Source organism: Paenibacillus sp. P4_A7, assembly GCF_056402455.1.
Genome location: NZ_JBFUHJ010000020.1, coordinates 12,319 through 35,206 on the forward strand (window position 1 = coordinate 12,319; position 22,888 = coordinate 35,206).

17 protein-coding genes and 4 tRNA genes are annotated in these 22,888 nt (G+C 42.0%); all 21 read right to left on the reverse strand.

The features are described 5' to 3' along the window. Nucleotides 1–11: 11 nt before the first annotated feature. Nucleotides 12–770, reverse strand: a complete 759-nt coding sequence (locus tag AC1DWN_RS05315) for an SDR family NAD(P)-dependent oxidoreductase (RefSeq protein ID WP_477557893.1) — start codon at nucleotides 768–770, stop codon at nucleotides 12–14. Between the two features lie 139 nt (nucleotides 771–909). Beyond that, a complete protein-coding gene (locus AC1DWN_RS05320) occupies nucleotides 910–2,454 on the reverse strand; it encodes an ABC transporter substrate-binding protein (protein ID WP_477557894.1) in 1,545 nt (514 codons plus the stop codon). 77 nt (nucleotides 2,455–2,531) lie between these two features. Next, nucleotides 2,532–3,422, reverse strand: coding sequence for a carbohydrate ABC transporter permease (locus AC1DWN_RS05325; RefSeq protein ID WP_477557895.1), 891 nt, complete (start codon nucleotides 3,420–3,422; stop codon nucleotides 2,532–2,534). Nucleotides 3,423–3,437: 15 nt separating this feature from the next. Continuing rightward, nucleotides 3,438–4,418 (reverse strand): ABC transporter permease, encoded by a 981-nt coding sequence (locus tag AC1DWN_RS05330; protein WP_477557896.1) that lies wholly within the window; start codon nucleotides 4,416–4,418, stop codon nucleotides 3,438–3,440. Nucleotides 4,419–4,624: 206 nt separating this feature from the next. After that, entirely contained in the window at nucleotides 4,625–6,973 is a 2,349-nt protein-coding gene (locus tag AC1DWN_RS05335) for an AraC family transcriptional regulator (RefSeq protein ID WP_477557897.1), read from the reverse strand. 411 nt (nucleotides 6,974–7,384) lie between these two features. Continuing rightward, nucleotides 7,385–7,603, reverse strand: a complete 219-nt coding sequence (locus tag AC1DWN_RS05340; RefSeq protein ID WP_477557898.1) for a hypothetical protein — start codon at nucleotides 7,601–7,603, stop codon at nucleotides 7,385–7,387. Nucleotides 7,604–7,608: 5 nt separating this feature from the next. Next, a complete protein-coding gene (locus AC1DWN_RS05345) occupies nucleotides 7,609–8,391 on the reverse strand; it encodes a serine hydrolase domain-containing protein (RefSeq protein ID WP_477557899.1) in 783 nt (260 codons plus the stop codon). A gap of 476 nt (nucleotides 8,392–8,867) precedes the next feature. After that, nucleotides 8,868–10,700, reverse strand: coding sequence for a glutamine--fructose-6-phosphate transaminase (isomerizing) (gene glmS, locus AC1DWN_RS05350; RefSeq protein WP_477557900.1), 1,833 nt, complete (start codon nucleotides 10,698–10,700; stop codon nucleotides 8,868–8,870). A 331-nt stretch (nucleotides 10,701–11,031) separates the two neighbouring features. After that, nucleotides 11,032–11,154, reverse strand: coding sequence for a hypothetical protein (locus AC1DWN_RS05355; protein ID WP_477557901.1), 123 nt, complete (start codon nucleotides 11,152–11,154; stop codon nucleotides 11,032–11,034). Between the two features lie 331 nt (nucleotides 11,155–11,485). Continuing rightward, nucleotides 11,486–12,826, reverse strand: coding sequence for a phosphoglucosamine mutase (glmM, locus tag AC1DWN_RS05360; protein ID WP_477557902.1), 1,341 nt, complete (start codon nucleotides 12,824–12,826; stop codon nucleotides 11,486–11,488). 44 nt (nucleotides 12,827–12,870) lie between these two features. After that, entirely contained in the window at nucleotides 12,871–14,226 is a 1,356-nt protein-coding gene (locus AC1DWN_RS05365; protein WP_477557903.1) for a CdaR family protein, read from the reverse strand. Continuing rightward, on the reverse strand, nucleotides 14,219–15,061 hold the full coding sequence (gene cdaA / locus AC1DWN_RS05370) for a diadenylate cyclase CdaA (RefSeq protein ID WP_477557904.1): 843 nt from the start codon (nucleotides 15,059–15,061) through the stop codon (nucleotides 14,219–14,221). Before cdaA ends, AC1DWN_RS05365 begins: the two co-directional genes overlap by 8 nt. A 184-nt stretch (nucleotides 15,062–15,245) precedes the next feature. Further along, a complete protein-coding gene (locus AC1DWN_RS05375; RefSeq protein WP_477557905.1) occupies nucleotides 15,246–15,893 on the reverse strand; it encodes a zf-HC2 domain-containing protein in 648 nt (215 codons plus the stop codon). 122 nt (nucleotides 15,894–16,015) lie between these two features. After that, nucleotides 16,016–16,582: an RNA polymerase sigma factor SigW gene (gene sigW, locus AC1DWN_RS05380; RefSeq protein WP_477557906.1), complete on the reverse strand. Its 567-nt coding sequence runs from the start codon at nucleotides 16,580–16,582 to the stop codon at nucleotides 16,016–16,018. After that, nucleotides 16,518–16,949, reverse strand: a complete 432-nt coding sequence (locus tag AC1DWN_RS05385) for a hypothetical protein (protein WP_477557907.1) — start codon at nucleotides 16,947–16,949, stop codon at nucleotides 16,518–16,520. The genes sigW and AC1DWN_RS05385 overlap by 65 nt, the downstream gene beginning before the upstream one ends. 198 nt (nucleotides 16,950–17,147) lie before the next feature. Next, on the reverse strand, nucleotides 17,148–18,293 hold the full coding sequence (locus AC1DWN_RS05390; protein WP_477557908.1) for a S1C family serine protease: 1,146 nt from the start codon (nucleotides 18,291–18,293) through the stop codon (nucleotides 17,148–17,150). A 261-nt stretch (nucleotides 18,294–18,554) separates the two neighbouring features. After that, entirely contained in the window at nucleotides 18,555–21,362 is a 2,808-nt protein-coding gene (gene ppc / locus AC1DWN_RS05395) for a phosphoenolpyruvate carboxylase (protein WP_477557909.1), read from the reverse strand. A 391-nt stretch (nucleotides 21,363–21,753) separates the two neighbouring features. Continuing rightward, nucleotides 21,754–21,827 (reverse strand) — tRNA-Gly (locus AC1DWN_RS05400). An 11-nt stretch (nucleotides 21,828–21,838) separates the two neighbouring features. Beyond that, a tRNA-Pro gene (locus AC1DWN_RS05405) sits at nucleotides 21,839–21,915 on the reverse strand. A 33-nt stretch (nucleotides 21,916–21,948) separates the two neighbouring features. After that, a tRNA-Arg gene (locus tag AC1DWN_RS05410) sits at nucleotides 21,949–22,025 on the reverse strand. Between the two features lie 6 nt (nucleotides 22,026–22,031). Next, nucleotides 22,032–22,106 (reverse strand) — tRNA-Gly (locus AC1DWN_RS05415). Between the last annotated feature and the right edge of the window lie 782 nt (nucleotides 22,107–22,888).

Here is a 22,888-nt window from a genome sequence, read left to right on the forward strand (position 1 = left end):
CACTTATCCCTTTATCCAATAAATTTACCACCGTCAACAGGAATCTCCGCGCCGTTTATCCATGCTGACCGTTTGCTCGCAAGAAAAGAGATAACGTCMGCAATCTGTTCTGGAGTCCCCAAAAATTTCTCATTACGTTTAATTTCCTCCATTTGTTCCGGCGTGTGATTTGTAATTTTAAACCACTCATTCAGCAAAGGTGTATCTGTCCCACCCGGCATAATCGCATTCACCCTAATATTCGCCTCACGCAAATCAAGCGATAACCCTCTTGTCATATGGTTAAGAGCCGCTTTCATCGCATCATAGACAATGTTTTGCGGAGAATTAACAAGCCGATTAATCGAGCTTACATTAATAACAACGCCCTCGCCGCTACGTTTCAACCAAGGAATCGCTTCCTGTATGAGGAAGAAAGGAGCTTTGACATTTACCGTAAACAGAGAATCCCAATCTTCATGTTCGATGTTCTCAATCGGTTTGTTACAGACAAGCGCCGCATTATTGACAAGGATATCGAGCGAACCCCAATGGCTAATTGTTTGTTCAATAATCTGCTTAGGTGCATCCGGAAGAGACAGATTTTGACGCACGAACATGGCTTCTCCGCCGCTCGCACAGATTTCTTCTACCGTAAGACGTCCTCGCTCTTCATTCATGCCATGAATGGTTACCTTTACACCGTGTCGCGCCAGCTCAAGAGCTGCCGCTTTGCCGATACCACTGTTTGATCCCGTCAAAAGAGCAACTTTGCCTCGTAAATCTTCCATATCTATCACCACTTTATATATATTTTCATTGAAATAGAGTTACTCCGCAGTGCAATGAACTCTATCGTAGTATAAAAAACTTCAAGTCCACCTATCCCATTGGGATAAGCAGACCTGAATGGTTTGATTGTAAAAAATATTATTTCGAAGCTTTCCAAGCATCAATTTGTTTTTGCTCTTCTTGAATGATTTTGTCACTACCAGCTTTTTTCAACTTGTCGATAAATTCTGGAAGAACTTTTTCAGGGTCAACAGAGCCTGTTTCTAGCAATGGAACATATTGAGCCGTTACCGTTGCGATTTGAGCGATTTCTGTTTTCACTGGTGTTGGGTCGAAGCTGAAGCCTAGTAATACAGATTGAACTGCGCTATTGTTAAGTTCAATTGTCTCTTCCCAAATTCCAGGTTTTTGTCCAGCACGGTAGTATCCGTTAAACTGATTTCCGAACTCCCAATCTGAATTCGGATCATAGCCAGCATCCTTAATAGCTTCAACCGTTTGCTCATCGACTTTCTTATAATGTTTGCCTTCAATACCATGAGCAACTAAATTATAAAGCGTTTTGTCTTTATAGAGCATGTTCAAGAACATCATCGCTCTTTCTGGGTTTTTAGATGTTTTGCTGATTCCAGTCATCGTAGCAATAATTCCTGATGTTGAAAGAACGGGTTGAGACACGCCTATCATCAGCACCTCTTTACCTGTTAAAGCCGAAATTTCAGAGTCACCGCCTGGTTTCACTGTACCACCGTTAATAACAACAACTTTTGCCGCTTTACGGTCAGGAGCGCCATCGATCAATGTTGCCGCATCTTTTCTGAAAAATCCTTTTCCGTTCCAATCTCTCATCATTGTGACAAATTCTTTATATTCCGGTGATTCGAATTGGTTAAGAACTTTTAGATTGGTATCGTCAAACTTCACTGCCCCTGGAACATTACGTCCCGCAAATTCATCAAATCCATAATGAAGGATATTATTCCCAAATACGCCGACTTTGCCATTCTCCATAGGAATAAGATTAGGCTCGCCAGCTTTTACTTTTTCCAAGAAAGGTGTTAGATCTTTCCAGCCTGTTATAGCGGCAGCGTCTAAACCGTATTTATCAGCAATCTCTTTCATTGGGAAAATAGCATCCGTTCTTGCCCATATTTGATAGTTTGGAACGGCAAATATTTCTCCGTTTACTTTAGCAGCTTCCCATCCACCTTGTGGTAAAGCTTCCATAATATCTAGTGCATATTTAGCTAAAAGACCATCTAAAGGAAGAAACGCTCCCTTATTCACGTTTTGATAGTAATCGTTTGCCCAGTTTGAAGTAAACGCAAGATCGTACTCTTCGCTAGCAGCATTGACTAATTGCATTTTCTGACCAATGCTGCCAAAATCGACCGCTTTCAAATGAATATTAACATTTAGCGTATCTTTCAAATATTCATTGATCGCCTGTTCAACTGAAGCTACATCTGCTTGCGGATTACCACCAAAGTACCAAGTTAAATCAACATTGTCTAACTTAGCAGCTTCACCTGGTGCACCTTCGTTTGTTGCCTTTGATGCTGGTGTAGCCGTAGGCGAACCAGCTCCCTTATTGCCATTGTTACCACAGCCTGACAAAAGAAGCGACACTGAAAGAATACCGGTAAGAGCAATGGAAAATACTTTTGATGATCTCTTTTTCATGAATAATAACCTCCCTATAATATTTTTTTCTATATTGCATCGGCAATGCCGATAACAACCATCCGAATGTAAGCGCATTACCCTTTTATTGCACCTACCGTCAATCCTTTAACAAAATATTTTTGGAAAAATGGAAATACGAACAATATAGGTCCTGCTGCAAGCATAGCGATGGCCATACGCGCGGTTTCATTCGGCATCTGACTAATATCGATGGAGATATTCCCCGTCTGCAATGATGTTGATAAAAACTGAATATTATTCATAATTCGATAGAGCATATACTGCAATGGAACTAGATTCTGGTTATCAATATACAATAGTGCCAAATACCAATCGTTCCAGTAAATGAATGCAATGAATAAGGCAAGTGTCGCAATGGCTGGTTTGGAAATAGGTAACACGATCGTATAGAAGGTTTTCCATTCTCCTGCCCCGTCAATTTTTGCCGATTCGATTAACGCTAACGGAATATCAGACAAGAAGCCTTTCATAAGTAACACATGCCATGGCATGATCACATAAGGTAATATCAAAGCAAGTAACGAGTCATCGATATTCAAATAACTTTTAATAAGAATGTACCAAGGCACTAATCCACCACTAAAAAGYAGTGTGAAAAATACGAAAAATGACAGCTGCTTCGAACCACGAAAATCTTTGCGCGACAATGTGTAAGCAAGCTTTGCAGTAATAAGAAGGCTGAGCGCTGTTCCTAATACCGTTGTTGCAATCGAGACCAGATATCCATTAATTAACGCCTTCGGACTTTTAAGTAAATACTCGTAGGCGTGCGTAGAGAACGTTCTCGGGATAAGTTCATAGCCATATTTAGCCAAGTCCGATTCGGTTGAGAACGATATGGAAATGACATAAACAAGTGGGATAATACAAAACAAAGATAGCACGATAAACCAAAAATGAATGAACCCTTTTATTAAATTAGATTTTTTCTGTATCGTCATCATAATTCTCCTATCTCTTTAGAAGATTGCATTTTCCTTATTGAACCTGCGAACGATAAGATTAACACTCACAACAAGTACAAACCCTACAATCGATTGATACAAGCCAACTGCTGTTGCCATTCCGGTATCACCTGACACACGCAAGGCACGGAATACATAAGTATCAATTACGTCCGTCGTACTATACAATGCCCCTGAATCTGCAGGCAGGAAATAGAATAATCCAAAGTCTGAATAAAAAATACGCCCGATCTGTAAGAGCACAATTAGAGTAATTAGCGGCGTAAGTAACGGTAGCGATATACTGCGAATTTGCTGCATTTTGGTAGCGCCATCAATTGATGCTGCTTCAAAAAATGTTTTATCAATAGCCAATAATCCTGTATAAAATATTAGCGTCGAATACCCTACACTTTTCCATAAAAAAGCTAAGCTTAATATAGTAGGCCAATACTTCGATTCAAAGTACCAACTAATACCCTCAAAACCAAACTTCTCGAGTAAATTATTGATCACGCCCAGCTCGGAATTAAGCAAAGCATACGTCACATAGCTAACCGTTACCCATGATAAAAAGTATGGGAAAAATAAAGTGGTCTGATATACCTTTACCGCTTTACGACTTAGTTCAAATAATAAAAGAGCAAGGATCACCGATGCCGCATTCGTGAGTGCAATAAAGGTAAAGTTTAATACTATGGTGTTACGAGTTACTTCCAAAGCTGCATCCGAATTAAAGAAAAATTTGAAATTGTCAAAACCAACCCATTCGCTTCCCCATATACCTTTAGTAAAATTCAAATCTTTAAATGCAAGCACCAATCCAAACATTGGTAAGTAGTAGAAGACGAAGACAAATAATAGCCCGGGTATTGCTAGCGAAATTAAACCTTTGTTACGAAGAGTTTCTCGCCAAAAACTGTTCGATTTCTTTGTATTCGTTTGTATCGGCTTTCCAACTTTCTTCAGGACAGCGTCATCAGACGTATGTTGCATAAAGCATGCCTCCCTAATTTCATTCTGTTAACTCTCTCCTGCTCATAACGAAACCTTACTATATCTGGCGACATAAATATTGTGTAAATGCAGTCATTTGCTACAATTCTGACTGTAAAAAAAGGAATACACTGTACTTTTCGGAAAAGTACAGTGTATTCCAAGCCATATTCCTACTATGCTGATGTAACTTATTCGACATCGAGTCAATCTTGGTTTTGTAGTTGCTTCACACTTTTACTTAAAATATACTCTTTCGGGGTAGCTCCGAATTTTTTCTTAAATAACTTATAAAAATAGCTTTCATTTTCAACGCCGATTTTGGCTAATATTTCTTTCATATTTAGCCCGGAGTTTTCCAACCATTCTACTGCTTTATTGAGCCTGACTTCATTAATATAATCAGCAACAGACATATTCATCCTAGAGTTGAACTGTTTGCTAGCTAATTTAGGTGAAATAGTTAGCTTATCAGCGACATATTGCAGACATAATTCAGAATCAGAATAATTCGCCTCGATCAGCTCCTTCATCGTTTCCACTACAATGGACTGTTTCTCATCCTCTACGTTTTCCGTTTTAGAAATAATATCCACAAATAATTGCACGATAGAATCGTGAAGTTCAGTTAACGTTTCTAATTCGAATAAGCGCTTCGTAATCAAGTTGAAATTCACACGGACTGGCTCCACCTTTACTCGGCTAATTTCCTCAACAGCAGATTTCATCATGTTAACCAAACTCATAACCGATAAAAGCGCATTGTTGTAGTTTAGGGCAGAAATTTCCTGAAAAATTGAAGAAAGCACATCTTTTGCAATAGGAAGACTTCCGCTTTTCAATGCATCAGCGAGCTTCTTCTCAAGTGTTACGGAATATCCAAGCTTCGGATTATCCGCATTTTGCCTAATCCTATCACTAGTCAAAATACAGGCGTTTCCATATATTAATCGATATAAGGAATTATTCAATGTCTCGTAATGCTGCACGGATAGATCAGTGTAGCTTTCTACAGGATCACTAATACATACGGAAATGGAAAGGTGGTAAAATTTCATAATATTGGTTTGAGCTTGTTTCCAGCGATTCATTATTTCAACAGTTGAATTTGTATTCACAATAAATGCGATATAATCATTTTTCATTTCCACTACTTCACATGGAAAATTGACACCGATACATTCCAATGAAATATTTTCGATTCCAAATAAATATAGCGCTTGATCTCTTGAATTGTACTTCTCCTTAAATTGGCTGTAACCGTCGATCTTTACAATACATAATAGACATGCTTCTGTCGGATCTAACTTAATATTCAAATCCGCTCGGGCTTGTTCGAAATTTTCTAACGACACGGAATGGCTATCTACAAGCAATTTCCTTAAGAAATAAGCTTTCATTACTTCCATAGAAGTATTATTTCTTTGTTTATAATGATGTACTGTTTCCATTGCATCTTGGAAAACTTCATTGAGGTAAGAAAATTCATCCTTTCCCTGTGCAAGTTGACGCTCGTCATCGACAGTACCGAATTGTCTGACCATTCGATCAATCGGTTTATAGAACCTACGCGACAACAATACGGAGATAATGAATGCAATCAACAAAAATCCAGCAGTGATTAAGAGGTAAGTAAATTTCAATGCGTTGATTTCCTTGAACACCTCATCGTAAGGCTGCGCTTTTACTAATGTCCAATTCATATTATCGATATAGGCATAAGTAATGAGATACTTCTTACCTGTAATATCACTTGTGAAAAAACCAGTCGTTTCTTTATCGCCTGCTTTTCCTGCTGTTTGTTCACTTACATATTTCGCTTTTAGATCAGATAGAAATGGATCTCCATCCAAGCTGTCACCTACTAACTCACCGTTTCCATCCAATATTATTATTTTTTCTTTTTTTGTGAAGTTTGAATTATTAATGGTCTCGATATTTTTTAATATCCAATTTGTACTAGCGTTAACGATTAATGCACCGCTAGGAAGATTATTATCATCTTTAAAGTCGTACATAAAATAGGTGACTACGCTTTCATATCTTTTTTTGTCTCCGACCATAGGATATTCAATTTTCCTAGTGAGTGGCTTTAATATTGGAAGTACTTGCCCAGAATGGAGCATTACATCTAAACTTTTGTCTTCGAAAATCAATTCATCCCCGGTCGAATAATATATTTTCGAAGCGTTATTATAGAAGTAAATCGAATCAATAAATGGATTTGTATTGACAATTGTCGTTCTAACTGTATTAATTTCTTTCAATATTTCTGCAAAATCTGATTCATTATTGTACAAAATCGTTTGCACATCGGGATTATAATATAATGACATCAATGAATAGCGAATCATTTCATCAATATAATCGATATTAAATTGGACCTGAGACAAAATTTTCTTGTTTGATTGATATTCATTATTTAATATAGCGCCCCCAGCACTAAAATAAGTAATCGTGGAAAATAAACCTAGCACCAGCAGCATTGCGAGCGTTATCCATAGATACATACTGCGCAAAAACTTTCTCTTTTTCTTTCTGTTGACGATCCCCATGGAAACTCCCCTTTCATTGAATCTGTCTGTGCTCCTTACTGCCAATAAAAACTTAGTGTAGATAAAAAGGCTGTATTGGCATGATACTCATAAAAAAACGATTCTGCAACCGGTCCTACTAACGTACCCGATGGTTCACGTAACATGCCTCCACTACATAATATAATCTAATTTAATCTATCGGACTAGAATAATTATTATATTGAATACCCATGTCTTTTCTCCTTTAAATAAAAAACATCCGTTCGCTTATTTTAATTATAAGTGAACGGATGTTATACTTCCATATTTATACAACTTTATTATCTTTTTAACGAATTTATTACTATTTAAATAATTTTATTATTTGCGAATGCAACTGTACAAAGAAAATAAAGTATTAGACTAATTTTCGAAATAATAATATACTAATCATTCTTCTATACCTATAATTGATGTTTTCAAAATTTCTTCATGAATATCCCCATATGCTTTATTCGATGAAGTAGGCGTAGCCTGAATGACCGTAACCATGTTAGCATATGGCAGTACATTAATTTCTTGTCCTCCAAATCCTCTGCAGCCGTATCCATCTTTAAATATCCACCATAAGTAACCGTAGGATTCACTGGTAATGCCTAGTGTAACCATTTCTTTTAAGTACGCTTCGAAACAATAAGCTCATCTCCCGCCACAACATTATTCAGTACAAGCAGTCCCAGCTTTGCTAAATCGCGCGCTGTTAAATCGGACTGCTCCTCTCCTTTCATTACGGTATAAGATACGCCGCAGGGGCTTTCAGGCCATCTACCGCTCGAAATGCTCAATGGGGCAAATAAATACTTTTCGCATAAATCATACGACGGCTTACCATAGGCCTTTCCAATTACAGCTGACAACAACAGAACATCCCATTCTTTGTACAAATGTCGGGTGCCTGGATAGTCTGAAACTGCTGTGTCGGCCAAGTGTGCGATCCAATCACGCGTTCTCATCATTTGTGAAACCATCGGGCAATGATAATGAACTCCGCCATTCCAGTAAATGCCTGAGGACATCGTAAGAAGGTGACGAATCGATATTAAATGGTGGTAGGGATGAATGCCCTGCCGAAATTCAGTTAAATAATTGGCGATCGGTTCATCCAGACTTTGTATCCATCCTTTATCCAGACAGATTCCCGTAAGGATCGCGAGAATGCTTTTCCAGATTGACTTCATTGGATTTTTACTTTCACCAGTGAACTTATTAAAATATCTTTCATATACGATGCGGTCGTTTTTCACAACAAGGACGCTGTTCACGAGCCGATATCTCTTTACTCTAAGGTAGTCATCAAGACTAGCTAACCGACTAGAATTGTGCATTTGTCCTAAAGTTTGACGCCACCCACCACCCCCTCCAATCCCTCTCACCCCTACTCCCACAAGCCCTCCCACCCTTTTCCCTCCCTTCCCCCCAAAATCCTTAATGCAGTTAAAGTTTGACGTGAATGCCTGCAAAAGTCAGGGATATGACAGAGAAAATCATTGAAAAAATGCAGTTAAAGTTTGACGTGAGAGCAGGGAAAGCGTTGGGGAAAGGCTGGGATTAGGGGTTAGGAAAGAGTCGAGGAAAGGAGATGGGAAGGGCTTTTTGGCCGGATAAAAGAGCAGAGGAATGCCTGAGAAGTGCTTGTGTGATGCGGGATTCCGGATCTGAATAAGCAGGAGAAATAGCAGGGTAAAAGATTGGGGATGGCAGGAGACGAGCGGTAGGGCTTCCGATTGGGTAAAAGAAAAGCCGAGCGAAATCAGGAGTGGATACCTAATTTCGGTCGGCTTGCGTCAAACTTTAAGTGGTCAGTGGTGGACTTTGAGTGATAGTTGGAAACTTTAAAGGGAATGCACACAACAATATCCCCACCCTAACTCCCCTACTCCACCGTAACACTCTTAGCCAAGTTCCGCGGCTTATCAACATCATGCTGCAAAGCAAGTGATGCATAGTAGGAAATCAGTTGCAGTGGCACTACCGACAATGCCGGCGATAATAGCGGTAGGGTCTTAGGAATGGCAAATAGCTCATCGACAGAATCCGATACTTCGGCTTCTGTTCCGGCATTTGCAATGCCGAGAACGTGTGCGCCGCGCGCTTTTACTTCTTTAATATTGCTTAAAGACTTCTCATACAGCACCTCTTGTGTGAGGAGCGCGATGACTGGAATGCCATCTTCGATTAGAGCTAATGTTCCGTGCTTAAGCTCTCCAGATGCATAGGCTTCGGAATGAATATATGAAATTTCCTTCAGCTTAAGCGAGCCTTCTTGTGCAACCGCATAGTCTACGCCGCGTCCGATGAAGAAGAGATGCTTGTGGTGCGAGATCGATTCTGCTAACTGCTTCAGCTCATTGGATTGCTCTAAAATATTCTCAACCTGCTCAGGAAGCTGCTTCATCGCATCGATTACTTCAGCAATTTGTGCCGGTGTTTGCGTCTCAATCGTTCCTGCCAAATACAATCCGAACAGGTAGAAGGCAATCAGCTGCGATGTATATGCTTTTGTCGAAGCAACCGCAATCTCAAGACCTGCCCAAGTGATAAGCACATCATCCGCTTCACGAGCAACTGAGCTGCCCACAACGTTAGTGATTGCCAGTACTCGTGCACCGTTACGACGCGCTTCGCGTAATGCCGCAAGTGTATCAGCTGTTTCACCGGATTGACTTACAACAATTACCAGCGTATCTGGTGTAATAATTGGCGAACGATAGCGGTATTCCGATGCTACATCCGTCTCTACCGGGATGCGCGCAAGCGATTCAATAACCGTCTTGCCGACAAGCCCAGCATGGTAGGCTGTACCGCATGCAACGATATGCACCTTACGAATCGACTTCATATATTCCGGTGTCATGCTTAATTCTTGTAGTTGTACAGACTTACCGTCTTCTGCGATGYGGCTCATCATCGTATCTCTGTAAGCCTTAGGCTGTTCGTGGATTTCCTTCAACATGAAGTGATCAAATCCAGCTTTCTCCGCCGTTACAATATCCCAATCGACATGAAATATTTCCTTGGAAATACTTTCGCCTTCTGTCGTCATTAGTTCGACACCATCACGTGTCAATACAGCCATTTCGCCGTCGTTCAAAATATACACATTGCGCGTATACTCCAAAATTGCCGGAATATCCGATCCGATAAAGCTTTCGCCTTCGCCTAAACCGATAACAAGCGGGCTTGCATACCGAACTGCTACTAACCGTTCTGGCTCATATTCCGTTAAAACGCCAAGTGCAAACGCGCCACGCATCCGTTTAACCGCACGTTGTACAGCTTCGACAATATTACCGTCATACTCATCAGCAACTAGATGCGAGATAACCTCTGTATCTGTTTCCGACACGAAAATATGCCCTTTTACAATCAGCTCTTCCTTTAGCTTCAAATAATTTTCGATAATGCCGTTATGAACAACGGAAAACTTTGCCGTATTATCGATATGCGGATGCGAATTTACATCCGATGGCTTACCATGTGTTGCCCAGCGTGTATGACCGATTCCGACAGAACCTTCAAGCGGTTCTTCGCGCAAGATGCCTTCAAGTACAGCTAAACGACCTTTAGATTTCGTAATTTCCAATCCATTTTTCGTAAAAACGGCAATACCAGCTGAATCATATCCTCTATATTCGAGCTTCTTCAGACCTTCCAGCAAAACAGCCTGAGAGTCGCGTTTACCTATATATCCTACAATTCCACACATAATTTAATAAGCCTCCGATAAGGTGTATTTCCCGTCCTAACCGGATGCATGCCAATGCGGTACACAGGCAATATGAAGTTGTCACAAATTGATCCCATTCTTTGCGGTACAATGTAACCCTTCTATCCGTGCCAACCCGACCGGCGGCATCCTGGACATTTGGGATTCAAACAAGTTAACAACAAGCGTAAACGGCTGTCGCCATCCTCTGGCAGCATAAGCACGTTCCGCGGTGAATGATAGGCTGAGTATTAGCGTAAAGCTATACTTTCCTACAATTAATTAGAAACGACATAATCATCCTCTTCTTAGGATGTCATCGATTCTTGTCTCATACATATAGAGCAGCCTGCCGCACATTTGTAAGATCGGTCGCCCGATCCTTTTGTGTAACGACTCTCGGTTGGCTTGCAAATACCGGAAGGTCCCCGCCGAATGTTTCGAACACCTTCACCTCGTCAGCTTCCCGTATGAATACCTATTTCCAGCTCGTCATGCTCAGCTTCGATAACAGATCATTCATCACGCAAGCTCTGGCGCTTGTCTTACTAATTTTACCTCTATCCACGCTTTCCTTCTAGAATACTATTCCCTATCATATTCATTTTCCACCTATTTCGCAACCTCTTGTAATAAAACATCGAAAAATGAGAACAGCTTATTACTAAAAAAAGGGTAATCAAACACGAATTTGACTACCCTATTCTTATCACATTTATTATAAATGACGCCAAATATTAAGGATATAATTGATTAAGGTGACACATACTAAATAACCTATAAATTTAACCTAGTTCACTTTTAACAACATCAGCTATTTGATCTACATATGCTTCGACTTGTTCCTTGTCGGGACCTTCCGCCATAACACGGATAAGTGATTCTGTACCCGAAGGGCGAACCAATACACGTCCATTATCGCCAAGCTCACGCTCTACAAGCCTCACAGCCTCTTCAATCGCTGTATTACCTTCGTACAAGCTCTTATCCGCTACACGGATGTTCACGAGCTTCTGCGGGTATTTCCGCATAAGCTGCTTAAGCTCACTTAGCTTCTTACCAGATGCCGCGATTGTATCAACAAGCTGCAATGCAGTTAGAATGCCATCACCCGTCGTAATATAATCGAGGAAAATAACATGGCCAGACTGCTCTCCACCGAGGTTGAAGCCTCCGCGACGCATTTCTTCCATAACATAACGGTCACCAACTGCTGTCTGTGCCGTCTTCATGCCGATACGCTCTAAACCTTTGAAGAAGCCGATGTTAGCCATTACTGTCGTTACAACAGTATCTTCATTCAGCTTTCCAGCACGTTTCATTGCATCGCCAATAATGCAGAGGATAAAGTCGCCATCTACCTCTTCGCCATTCTCATCAATCGCGATCAAACGATCGGCATCACCATCGAAAGATAGACCAAGATCAGCGCCGTGCTTCAGGACCTGTTCACGCAAATATTCCGGATGTGTTGAACCCACACCTGCATTAATGTTTAAGCCGTCCGGCTCTGCTCCAACCGTAATAATATTCGCACCAAGATCACGGAATACAGTAGGCGCAAGCTCATATGCAGAGCCGTTAGCGCAGTCTAGCACTATTTTCAAACCGCCGAAATCACCTTTAATCGTTGTCTTCAAAAAGTCTAAGTACCGCTGCTTCGCTGTTTTATCACTCGATACCGCACCAATGTCGCCGCCCTCTGGACGCGGCAATTCATCGATCTCAGCATCTATTAATTGCTCAATTTCAAGTTCCGTTTCGTCGGACAGCTTAAATCCGTCGCCCGCAAAAAACTTAATGCCGTTATCCTCAACCGGATTATGCGAAGCGGAAATCATAACACCTGCATCTGCTCCCAGCTCACGTGTAATATAAGCAACCGCTGGTGTAGATACGACTCCCAGACGTACCACACTAGCACCGATCGACAATAGACCAGCAATAAGCGCCGATTCTAGCATCGGTCCAGAAATACGTGTATCCAGTCCGATTACAACTCTAGGCTTATTGGCTTGCCTTGTTAATACGTACCCGCCGCAGCGGCCGATCTTGTAAGCAAGCTCTGGTGTAAGCTCCCGATTTGCTACACCGCGCACACCATCTGTACCAAAATATTTCCCCATATTTATTGAACCCCTTTAGCTTTATATTGAGATTATACTATTCATTAGTTCGTTGATTGCCCCGGGTCAGTCGTTTCAGCCGGGGGTTCCTCAGTCGCAGGCGGATCTGTTGGCGTGCCCCCGACTTCCTCTGATTCTTCTTCTTCCACCTTGCCAGCCGTGCTATCCTTTATTTCTATCGTTACTGTCAAGGACGTTCCACTTGGAATAACGGTCTGTATATACGGAGGAACATCCACTTCTAGTGAAATGGTATGAGTGCCGGCAGCTAGTCCTTCTAAATTTGCAATAACCTGAATGTCACTGGCTTTAACTTTAGATAGCACCGATTCGGCGCCGCTTAATGTTAGATCGATTTTACCCGTCTCAGGAGACCGTATAAGCGCAGTTAGACCATCGCCTACACCTTTAATCACAACATCGGTTCCAGTGAACGTACGCGTAACAATAGGGGCTACTACAACATTCAGTGCTACCTCCGCTGGCTCGATTAACTTAATGCCATCGATTAGCTGCGTCTTCACCTGGATCGTTCCCGTCTCCTTAACCTTTGCCAAGTCCAGCACAACGCCATCATAGACCTGCAGCCCATCCAGAACCTTCTGTTCACCGTATACTGTTATTTTATCTATCGCAGGTTTAATGGATACGAGACTTAAACCTGCTGGGAGATTTCCTGTATACCGTACTTGAAGCGGTAAAGTCTTAAATGGAGGAGTAATCTTCACCTCAACTTGCACCGTCTCTGGATAGACAATTGCGTTTGACATCTCTATTCCTTCTTTATCGTACACGACCACCCTAGATTTCTTACTGACAACCGTTTTGTCTGCCCCTTCAATCTTAACCTCGGTTGATACTACGCCGATACGGTCCATATCGTCCTTCGGCAGCGTAACCGCTACTACATTGGTTGGTAACTCCACGGTTGGCGTTCCTGCAATATAACCTGCTGCAGGACTACCATTAGTTACAACCCCAAGATCGAACCCCTTTGTTACGATTTCCTCCAATTGCACTTTGACCTTCTGAGGTGACTTCTCTACAAGCTGAATGCCCTTAGGTAGTTCTACAATTAAGGGCAGTTCTTGCAAGCCTGGTTTAGCACGGCTGAGATCAACCTTTACGACATAATCATTCTCCGAGTTGGTCGCAAGAAGAGAAATTCTCCCTTCTACGACTAGTCGTACAACAGTTGGCTCCATTGCCGTTAAGGCGAGCTTATCCGTATCTAGTCCTTCTGTTTGTATAACCGCTGCTTCGATAATTTTCGTGTCAGTGCTCGAAGTAACCTGCTGCGGGGCCGAATCTGGTTCAATATGAACAACCGCCCATAACAGTAGAGCGACAAATATCGATATAATTTTGAGAGCGGTAGGGTGACTTAGCCATTTATCCATCTTGGCCTCCTTTCCGCTTCCAGAACGAAGAAACCGTAGCACGCTCTTTACTGCGCCCAGTAGTCTTCGGTGTAAGCTCCTCGAACAGTTTTGAGATAAGTGATTCTTCATTAATGTCGCGAACGATCATCCCATTGAGCGACAATGACACTTGTCCCGTTTCCTCTGATACGACGACAGATATAGCATCACTTACTTCACTTACGCCAATCGCCGCGCGGTGACGTGTACCAAGCTCTTTGCTTATAAAAGGATTTTCTGATAGCGGTAAGTAACAGGCTGCCGCCATAATTTGATTGCCGCGAATAATAACCGCGCCATCATGCAGCGGCGTATTCGGCGAGAAAATGTTAATAAGCAGCTCTGATGTAATTTTCGACTCCATCTGGATGCCAGACTCAATTAATTCATTTACACCAGTAGTCCGCTCAAATACAATCAGCGCACCAATCTTGCGTTTAGCCATAAATTGAACAGCCTTAATGACACCATCAATTTGATCATTGACTACGTCCCGCTCCATCGAATATGACCTGGCAAACAGCTTGCCTCGGCCAAGCTGCTCCAGAGCCCGTCTTAGCTCTGGCTGGAAAATAATAAGTACGGATACAACTCCGAATGTAAACATTTGATTCATAAGCCATTTCAGCGTATACAAATTAAACCAGGTGCTGATTGCCCATGCCACAATAAGTACAAAGATCCCCTTCAACAGCTGCACAGCGCGAGTTCCGCGCACTAATAAAATCATTTTATAGATAATATAACTGACTATGCCTACATCAACGATGTCCTTAAACCAGTCATGCCACGTTAAATCTGAGAAATAACTCATATGCCAACCCCCAACAGCCGATCACCTTTGTTTATGTTGTATCGGATTTCAACCTTATTATTTTCTAGATATGGGATTGGAAATCCTTCATTTTGAAAATAAATTAAAAATATTATTGTGGTATTCTACTCTTTTATTAATATCTCTCAAAAAAAACGCCCCCCTTAATGGGAGGCCGCTTGTCTTAATTAGCTTTTCCGCCAAAAGTTTGAGTCACCTTATACCAGAACCAATCAAGCGCTTGATCAATTGTTCGGCTCTGTCCTGCAATATATCCAGTGGAAGCTAGATTTATGGATCCGTCGATAACTGTTACATTACCGTCTACTTCACCCATAACATTAGCAATACCATTCTCCACTGTCAAATTTCCAGTATAATGTGCACCTTCCGGCACGATAACGGTGTTACCTTCTATAATGATGTGCTGCAGGTCATCCCCCGCTACAATTAGCTTGGAATCCTCTTCCCACATCGTAAGGAAACTACCCAACATAACTAGCACAAATATTGCTGCCGCGGTAACTCCTGGGTAACGGTAAATAAACCGAACGAAATTGTTCCGCTGCTTTCTCTGAGGCTTCGGCAATTGCTGCATAATTCGCTCTGTTAACTGCTCAGATGCTTTCTTGTCATAATCCGCGGCAGGGTCAATCGCTGTTAAAGTGTGAAACGCTGCTGCGTCTGTCTTCTGTAGCTGATCTAACCGATTACGGCATGCAGGACAAGAAAGTAAATGAGATTTTAACGTAACGATATCTTCACGAGGCAGCTCGCCGTCTAAATAGTCATGCATCCATACGATGGCGACGTTGCAATTCATAGCAGCCATTCCTTTCCTTCAAATGCTGAGGCATAAGTTCTATGCTCGTTATAGGATACGTTATGAACGAAGGGATGTTTCACTTTTTTTAATTAATCAAAATATACTTTTTGGCCCATTCATATTTCCAGCTATAATTTGTGTTCAAGCTTCTTCCGCAAAAACTCTCGGCCTCGATGCACACGCGTCTTAATCGTCGTAACCGGCATGTCCAGCACATCACCAATTTCCTGTAATGACAGGTCTTGCATATAGCGAAGCGTCATCACCGACTTGTACTTAGGAGGAAGCGAGTTGATAGCTGTATGAATAATTTGCTGCGTATCCGACAATAACAGCTCCGTTTCTGGTGTGCGATTATCACTTGGAACCATTGAATAGCCATCAAGACCCTCATGCTCAGTAGACTCCGCATCTAGTGAATAACTAGGTTTCCGTTTACGCAATCGATCGATGCACAGGTTAGTAGCGATTCGATAAATCCATGTCGAAAATTTTAATGTATCATCATACCTATCTAAGTTTTTGTATACGCGAAGAAAGGTATCTTGAACGACATCCTCCGCCTCTTGGCGATTACTCAACATTCGATACGCCATATGAAAGAGCTTATCCTGATATAGGTCCACGAGCTCAGCAAATGCTTGCTGATCCCCCTTGAGCGCTAAACGCGCAAGGCGTGCCTCTAATACATTCACCTTGACTCCTCCAAACCTTCCATTCGTTCAGTTGAACGTCGTGCCAAGCAATGTACCTGTCATCACAATGACGATAGCGACTGCTTGCTGCCGCGTCGGCCATCTTTTCAGCCATAAACACTCTAATAAAATCGTAATCCACATGAACTGAAAAAGCAAGACTATCGAGAAAGAAGCATCCAACTTTTGTAATGATAAATTGTAGAATATAGTTGTCATACACAGGCTGAATATGCCGATTATCGCGAGCATCATCCATTTTCCATGTTGAATAAGCCAGCTTAATAATGGGTGACAGTATGCCATAGCTGGCCGCACCGATTAATACGATTAACACCGACATTAAATAAGTCGATGGCTGTTTCATTGCAGCAACCTCCAGAATGGTAAACCATTCTGACTATTATAAACTTTTGACGACAGCACGGCAATCGACTTAGGGCTAGGTAACGAGGCGACTTGCGACTAGTAGACGATAAAATCTTGTAGTTTCTGAAATGCAAAAAAAGGTCAGGAGGCGTTTTAGCTTCCAGACCTTTTTTCTGCTATACCTTTTCGCCTTGCTTTACAAACTATTTGTCTTCAAATCGTTCAATACTTCGTTAATAGTCGTAGTTGGGATGGCAAAGCCTATGCCCTGCGCTTCAGCATTTACAGCTGTGTTGATCCCTATTACTTCACCTTTTTCGTTTAACAACGGTCCGCCTGAGTTGCCCGGGTTAATCGATGCATCTGTTTGCAGTAAATGCTCATATTCATGCTTTCCATGCTCATCCTCTATAGTAATCGGACGTTCTTTGGCACTCAACACGCCCATTGTTAACGTTTGGTCAAAGCCATAAGGGTTTCCGATTGCGATGACCCAGTCTCCAATTTGTGTCTCTTCCGAGCTTCCGAGCTTAAGCGAATGAAAGGCTTTTCCGTCCGGACTCTCTACCTTCAATACAGCTAGGTCTAACTTATAGCTTGTTCCAAGCACTTTTGCTGTAAGCGGCTCATCATACCCCTGAACGGTTACCTTAACCTCTTTCGCATCAGCAACAACATGCTCATTGGTCAGAATATAGCCGTCCTCCTCGAAGAAGAAACCAGTTCCTGAGCCCTTCAGTTCAAGTGCTCCAGTGCCTTGCTCATCCGTTTGCTGTTGCTCTTGCTGCTGTTGCTGCTCATCTAAGTTTGAACCTCCGCCGCCAAAAAATTGACGGAATGCCGGATCATCGAACATGGATTGCGACCTATTCGGTTGTGTATAAGTTTCTATTTTCACTACGGCAGGGCTTGCCGCTTCATAGATGGACGCAATATCACTGCTTGTGTTTAATGATGCTGTTTTGAGTGCCGCATCTTGCTGCGGGGTAGAGCCAACTGCTGATCCACCCGAGCTCTGCGGCGTTTGATTCCCACCACTGAACATGTTGTTTTTATCTGCCATATAAGAGAATCCGCCAATGACGACAGCGCCTATTAAAAAGGAAGCGATCATCGTCTTTGCTGAGTTCCTGCTGCTGCGTTTCGATCTCACTCCTCCACTCATTGAAGGCTGCATCATATTCATATGCATGCCAAGCTCCTTTTCGTAGGATGATCTAAGCTCATATGTTGGTTTTTGTGACCCATACGTATAAGTAGAAAAAGTTGTTTCGTTATTTGAATGAGTAGTAGAAGTAAAAGGGTTCTTAGATTGTTCCGGACGGTTGTTCTCTTCGTTCATTATAATCATCCTTCCAAATGATAGTGTCTGTTTCCTATGTACCTATCATGACGGATGTACCTTAATCTAAACTTAAGAGGGTTTAAAAAGAGCATAAGAAAAATGAGCATTCGAGTATATACGGCTTACTCGCTTCTTACCCCCTTCTATCAACCGCTGTTCGCAAAAAAAACGCAAAAAACCAGCCTCGGTGAAATCACCAAGACTGGTCAAAATTCATTTCTATAAAGCTGTCGCAACAGCGATTAATAGTATTAATAATTAGCCTGTATTCCGAAGTCCTGCAGCAATTCCGTTGATGGTTAGAAGCACTTCACGTAGAAGTTCTTGATCATCTTCGTCGTTTGCACGCAAAGCGCGAAGCTCTGTTAGCAATTGCACTTGCAAGTAGCTAAGTGGGTCGACGTACGGATTACGTAAGCGAATCGATTCCTGAATAACAGGAACATTGTCCAAAATTTCAGTTTGGCCTGTAATGCTAAGAATCATCTCAGAAGTCAGCTTATACTCCTGCTCAATTTGCTCGAAAATACGGTCACGGATCGTTTTGTCCGTAATCATATCGGCATATTCTTTAGCAATGACCAAATCTGCTTTGGCTAGAGCCATTTGCAGGTTGTCGATTAGCGAACGGAAGAATGGGAATTGCTCATACATCGTCTTGAGCGTATCCAGCTTCACCTCGTCATCGCCAACATACTGCCGGAACGCAGTTCCTGCAGCATACCATGCTGGCAGCAGGTAACGGCTTTGGGTCCAAGCGAATACCCAAGGAATTGCACGTAAATCTTCAAAACGATCGCTGTTTTTACGTTTCGAAGGTCGTGAGCCAATGTTAAGCTCACCAACCTCAGGCAGCGGCGTAGATTCCTTGAAGTAAGTCAAGAAATCAGGATCACGGAAAATAAGGTCCTGATACTTCGTAAGTGCTGTTTCGGAAATCGAACGGGAAATTGCATCCCATTCCGCTTCAGCGGCATGCTCTTGCTCCGGATATTTTGCCAGACGGGCCGCAGTAATAAGCGCCCATGTCGCTTGATCCAAACTGCGATATGCAATACCTTGCATCGAGTAACGAGAGGAAAGAACCTCACCTTGCTCTGTAATCTTGATTCCTCCGCCAACTGTATGCGGCGGTTGTGCAAGAATACTGCGGTTAAGTGGCATTCCACCGCGGCCGAGAGCACCGCCACGACCGTGGAAGAATTTCAATTTCACATCATAATCGTTTCCAGTAGCTGTAATCTCATTAAGTGCTACACGTAGCTCCCAGTTCGCTGTAACCGCTCCGCCGTCCTTGTTGCTGTCTGAGTAGCCAAGCATAATTTCGTGCAGATTGCCTCTTGCTTCAACGGCTTGACGATAGATAGGCATATCAAACAGCTCTTTCATAATTTCAGGCGCAGCATGAAGATCATCAATCGTCTCAAATAAAGGGACAGATTGAAGAGTACATGTTACCGTACCGTCAGATTCCTTACGGAACAAGCCAACTTCTTTTGCGAATACCATAACTTCCAGCATGTCGCTTGCAGCCTCAGCCATACTGATTAGGTAGCTAGAGATACAGTTCACACCAAACTCTTGTTGGGCACGATAAATCGTATGGTACACATCCAAGCATTCACGAGTTGATTCGGAATAATCCAAATGACTCGAAGTAAGCGGACGTGGATCGTTTAATAAACGGTGAAGAAGATCTGATTTCTCATCTTCTGGAAGCGAGCTGTAGTCAGCAACTACATTCATCTTCGCCAAAATTTCAGTCATCGCGTTTTCATGCTCTTGGCTGTGCTGACGCACATCTAATGTCATGAGGTGGAAGCCGAATAGCTCAACCTGGCGTACAAGCTTTGCTACAATTGTATCAGCTACATAGTCCGCATAGTGATGACGCAAGCTCCGATCAATAATAAGCAAATCTTCGCGCAGCTCATCCGGATGGTTATAACGCATCGCTGCTGAGCCCTTCATCGAATCCTCACGTGTATTTGCCAGCTTCTCTAGCATGAAGCCAAGCTTTATACGGTAAGGCTCCTTCGTATTTCTCCAAAGCTCAACACATTTCAGCTCGACATGCTCACGGTCTTGAAGAATGGATTGTACCAATTCATCCGTTACCGTAACAAGATTCGTGCTGAAGCTTAGCAAATCAACCAGCTCATTAAGCTTTTCTTCGTATTTCTGAATAGCCAGCTGACGATGCATCGTTAGCGTCTCCCAGGTTACCTTAGAGGTCACGGACGGATTACCGTCACGATCGCCGCCAATCCAAGAGCCGAAGCGCAGGTAGTCAGGCACATGCCAATTTTCATCTTGATAATATTTGCCTAGGCAACGCTCAAGCTCTTCATAGACGCTTGGAAGCACCTCAAACAACGTTTCATCAAAATAGTATAAGCCGTTACGAACTTCATCGATTACGGTTGGTTTGCGATCACGAAGCTCATCGGTTTGCCACAAAATGAGAACCTCATTCATAAGCTTCTCACGCAGCTTCTCGCGCTCGCGATAAGTCAATGTCGGGTTGTCTAGCTCCATAACATCAACAGCAATACGTTTATGAATATCAAGCACCGCACGGCGCGTTGCTTCTGTAGGATGAGCAGTCATAACAAGTTCCAGAGAAATGTTACTCATAATGTCTTGAACGTCTTCAATAGAGATGTTGCGTTCCTTCAAATCCTGAATCGCACTCTCGATTGATCCCCGTTGAACAGCTTCGCCGGTCGAAACCTCATAGTCCCGCTTACGTCTAATCCGGTGATTCTGCTCAGCAATATTTACGAGTTGGAAATAAATTGCGAATGCCCGTATTACTTGATGACGTTTTTCTGGATCTAAGGAAGCGATGTTCGATTTAAAATGTTCAAAAAGCTCCGGCACGAATTCAGCGCGTAGTGCTTTACTTTGTTCGCGAATTTGCTCAACGATATCGAGCAGTTCACGCCCTCCTTGATGAACAAGCACTTCGCCGAGTATATTGCCTAGAAAGCGGACATCCCGGCGCAACAAATTATTTGCTTGCGGCCGATTTGCTGTCAAAGTCGTTGCAGATTGATCCGACATACTGTTCCTCCTAAAAATATTGCACATGCAAAACTTGATACCATAAGCATACACGTACGTTAAATTCGTATTTTTTCACTTCAACCATCATACTACAAAATGCTACAGGGTTGAAGCCCTGATACTGATCCTTGCAAAAACAAAAAATGATAATCCGAATTGGGTATCATTAGTTTCTTAGATGGTTTCTTAGATGATACTTAAAGATGAATTATCGATTGAGACTTACAAATAATTCGTTGATTGATACTGATAAATGAACTCTTGATGGATATTAATAAATAAACCTTTGTATTAGTAAACAAACCTTTGTAGATTTTAATAAACAAAAAAACTTATATATAAACAACAAAAAAGCTCTTGATTTCTCAAGAGCTTACGATTCATTAGTTGGAGCGGGTGATGGGAATCGAACCCACGCTATTAGCTTGGAAGGCTAAAGTTCTACCATTGAACTACACCCGCAGAAGAAATTATGGTCGGGACGACACGATTTGAACATGCGACCCCCTGGTCCCAAACCAGGTGCTCTACCAAGCTGAGCTACGTCCCGAGGTGCTAAATGAATCTTGATAAAGAGTGGATATGGCGCGCCCTAAGAGATTCGAACTCCTGGCCTTTTGATTCGTAGTCAAACGCTCTATCCAGCTGAGCTAAGGGCGCAACTTATGGAGCGGAAGACGGGAATCGAACCCGCGACCCTCGCCTTGGCAAGGCGATGCTCTACCGCTGAGCCACTTCCGCACGAATACTTCAGTTGCTTACTTCGTTTGTTTCGTTTGCGTCGCTTGTTGTTGCGGCGACAAGTAATAATATATCACCCTCAGAAACAAAATGCAACTACTTTTTTAAAAAAAGTTTAAATTATTTTATAGATGCTTCTTTTTCGTATATATTCTTATCGGAAACGGAGTATGTAGAAGAGCATAAACCCTGTAATCATAAGGGTTTTCAGCGATGTAGCGCCTGAACCGCCTCTTGTTGGTTATTTTACTAACTGAAAGGAATTACACGCAAATGTATGAGTCGACTAACTAACTTCGTTCTAATCACTAATGCATGAGTATCACATTTAATTGAATACTTTACTCACTATTGTCTGTGTAATGCTACTATTTTATAAGCTAAACAGATTTAATTGGTGTAATCCACCGATAATCCACTTAACCGTACAGCTTCACTTATTATTTCATGAGTTACTTCACTCACTTTGAAGCTTGGCATACTATGTTGTGGGTAACTTTACTGACTCTGGAGCTTTATTCGCTATTTACCCGATAACTGTACTCCTATAATCGCTATTTTGTGAATAACTTTATTGGCTCGTAGGGTTCATTCGCTACTGTGCAATAAATTTACGTAAGATGTAGGTTGATCACTTTATTGATTGTGAGTAATTGCAAGCCTTACCCACAACTGTGTAGGAAATGTTATTAACTTTCATGATACAAGCCCTTTTGTGAGAGTAATTTGAAAGTAATTTCGGAAACTGTAAGGATTCACTCACTATATATGTTAGTAACTTT

Bases quoted from the DNA above. Each gene is read 5' to 3' on its own strand.
- AC1DWN_RS05320 (WP_477557894.1), bottom strand. From the start codon at position 2,454: ATGAAAAAGAGATCATCAAAAGTATTTTCCATTGCTCTTACCGGTATT.
- AC1DWN_RS05330 (WP_477557896.1), bottom strand. From the start codon at position 4,418: ATGCAACATACGTCTGATGACGCTGTCCTGAAGAAAGTTGGAAAGCCG.
- AC1DWN_RS05335 (WP_477557897.1), bottom strand. From the start codon at position 6,973: ATGGGGATCGTCAACAGAAAGAAAAAGAGAAAGTTTTTGCGCAGTATG.
- AC1DWN_RS05340 (WP_477557898.1), bottom strand. From the start codon at position 7,603: ATGGTTACACTAGGCATTACCAGTGAATCCTACGGTTACTTATGGTGG.
- glmM (WP_477557902.1), bottom strand. From the start codon at position 12,826: ATGGGGAAATATTTTGGTACAGATGGTGTGCGCGGTGTAGCAAATCGG.
- AC1DWN_RS05365 (WP_477557903.1), bottom strand. From the start codon at position 14,226: ATGGATAAATGGCTAAGTCACCCTACCGCTCTCAAAATTATATCGATA.
- cdaA (WP_477557904.1), bottom strand. From the start codon at position 15,061: ATGAGTTATTTCTCAGATTTAACGTGGCATGACTGGTTTAAGGACATC.
- AC1DWN_RS05375 (WP_477557905.1), bottom strand. From the start codon at position 15,893: ATGGCTGCTATGAATTGCAACGTCGCCATCGTATGGATGCATGACTAT.
- AC1DWN_RS05385 (WP_477557907.1), bottom strand. From the start codon at position 16,949: ATGAAACAGCCATCGACTTATTTAATGTCGGTGTTAATCGTATTAATC.
- AC1DWN_RS05390 (WP_477557908.1), bottom strand. From the start codon at position 18,293: ATGAACGAAGAGAACAACCGTCCGGAACAATCTAAGAACCCTTTTACT.
- ppc (WP_477557909.1), bottom strand. From the start codon at position 21,362: ATGTCGGATCAATCTGCAACGACTTTGACAGCAAATCGGCCGCAAGCA.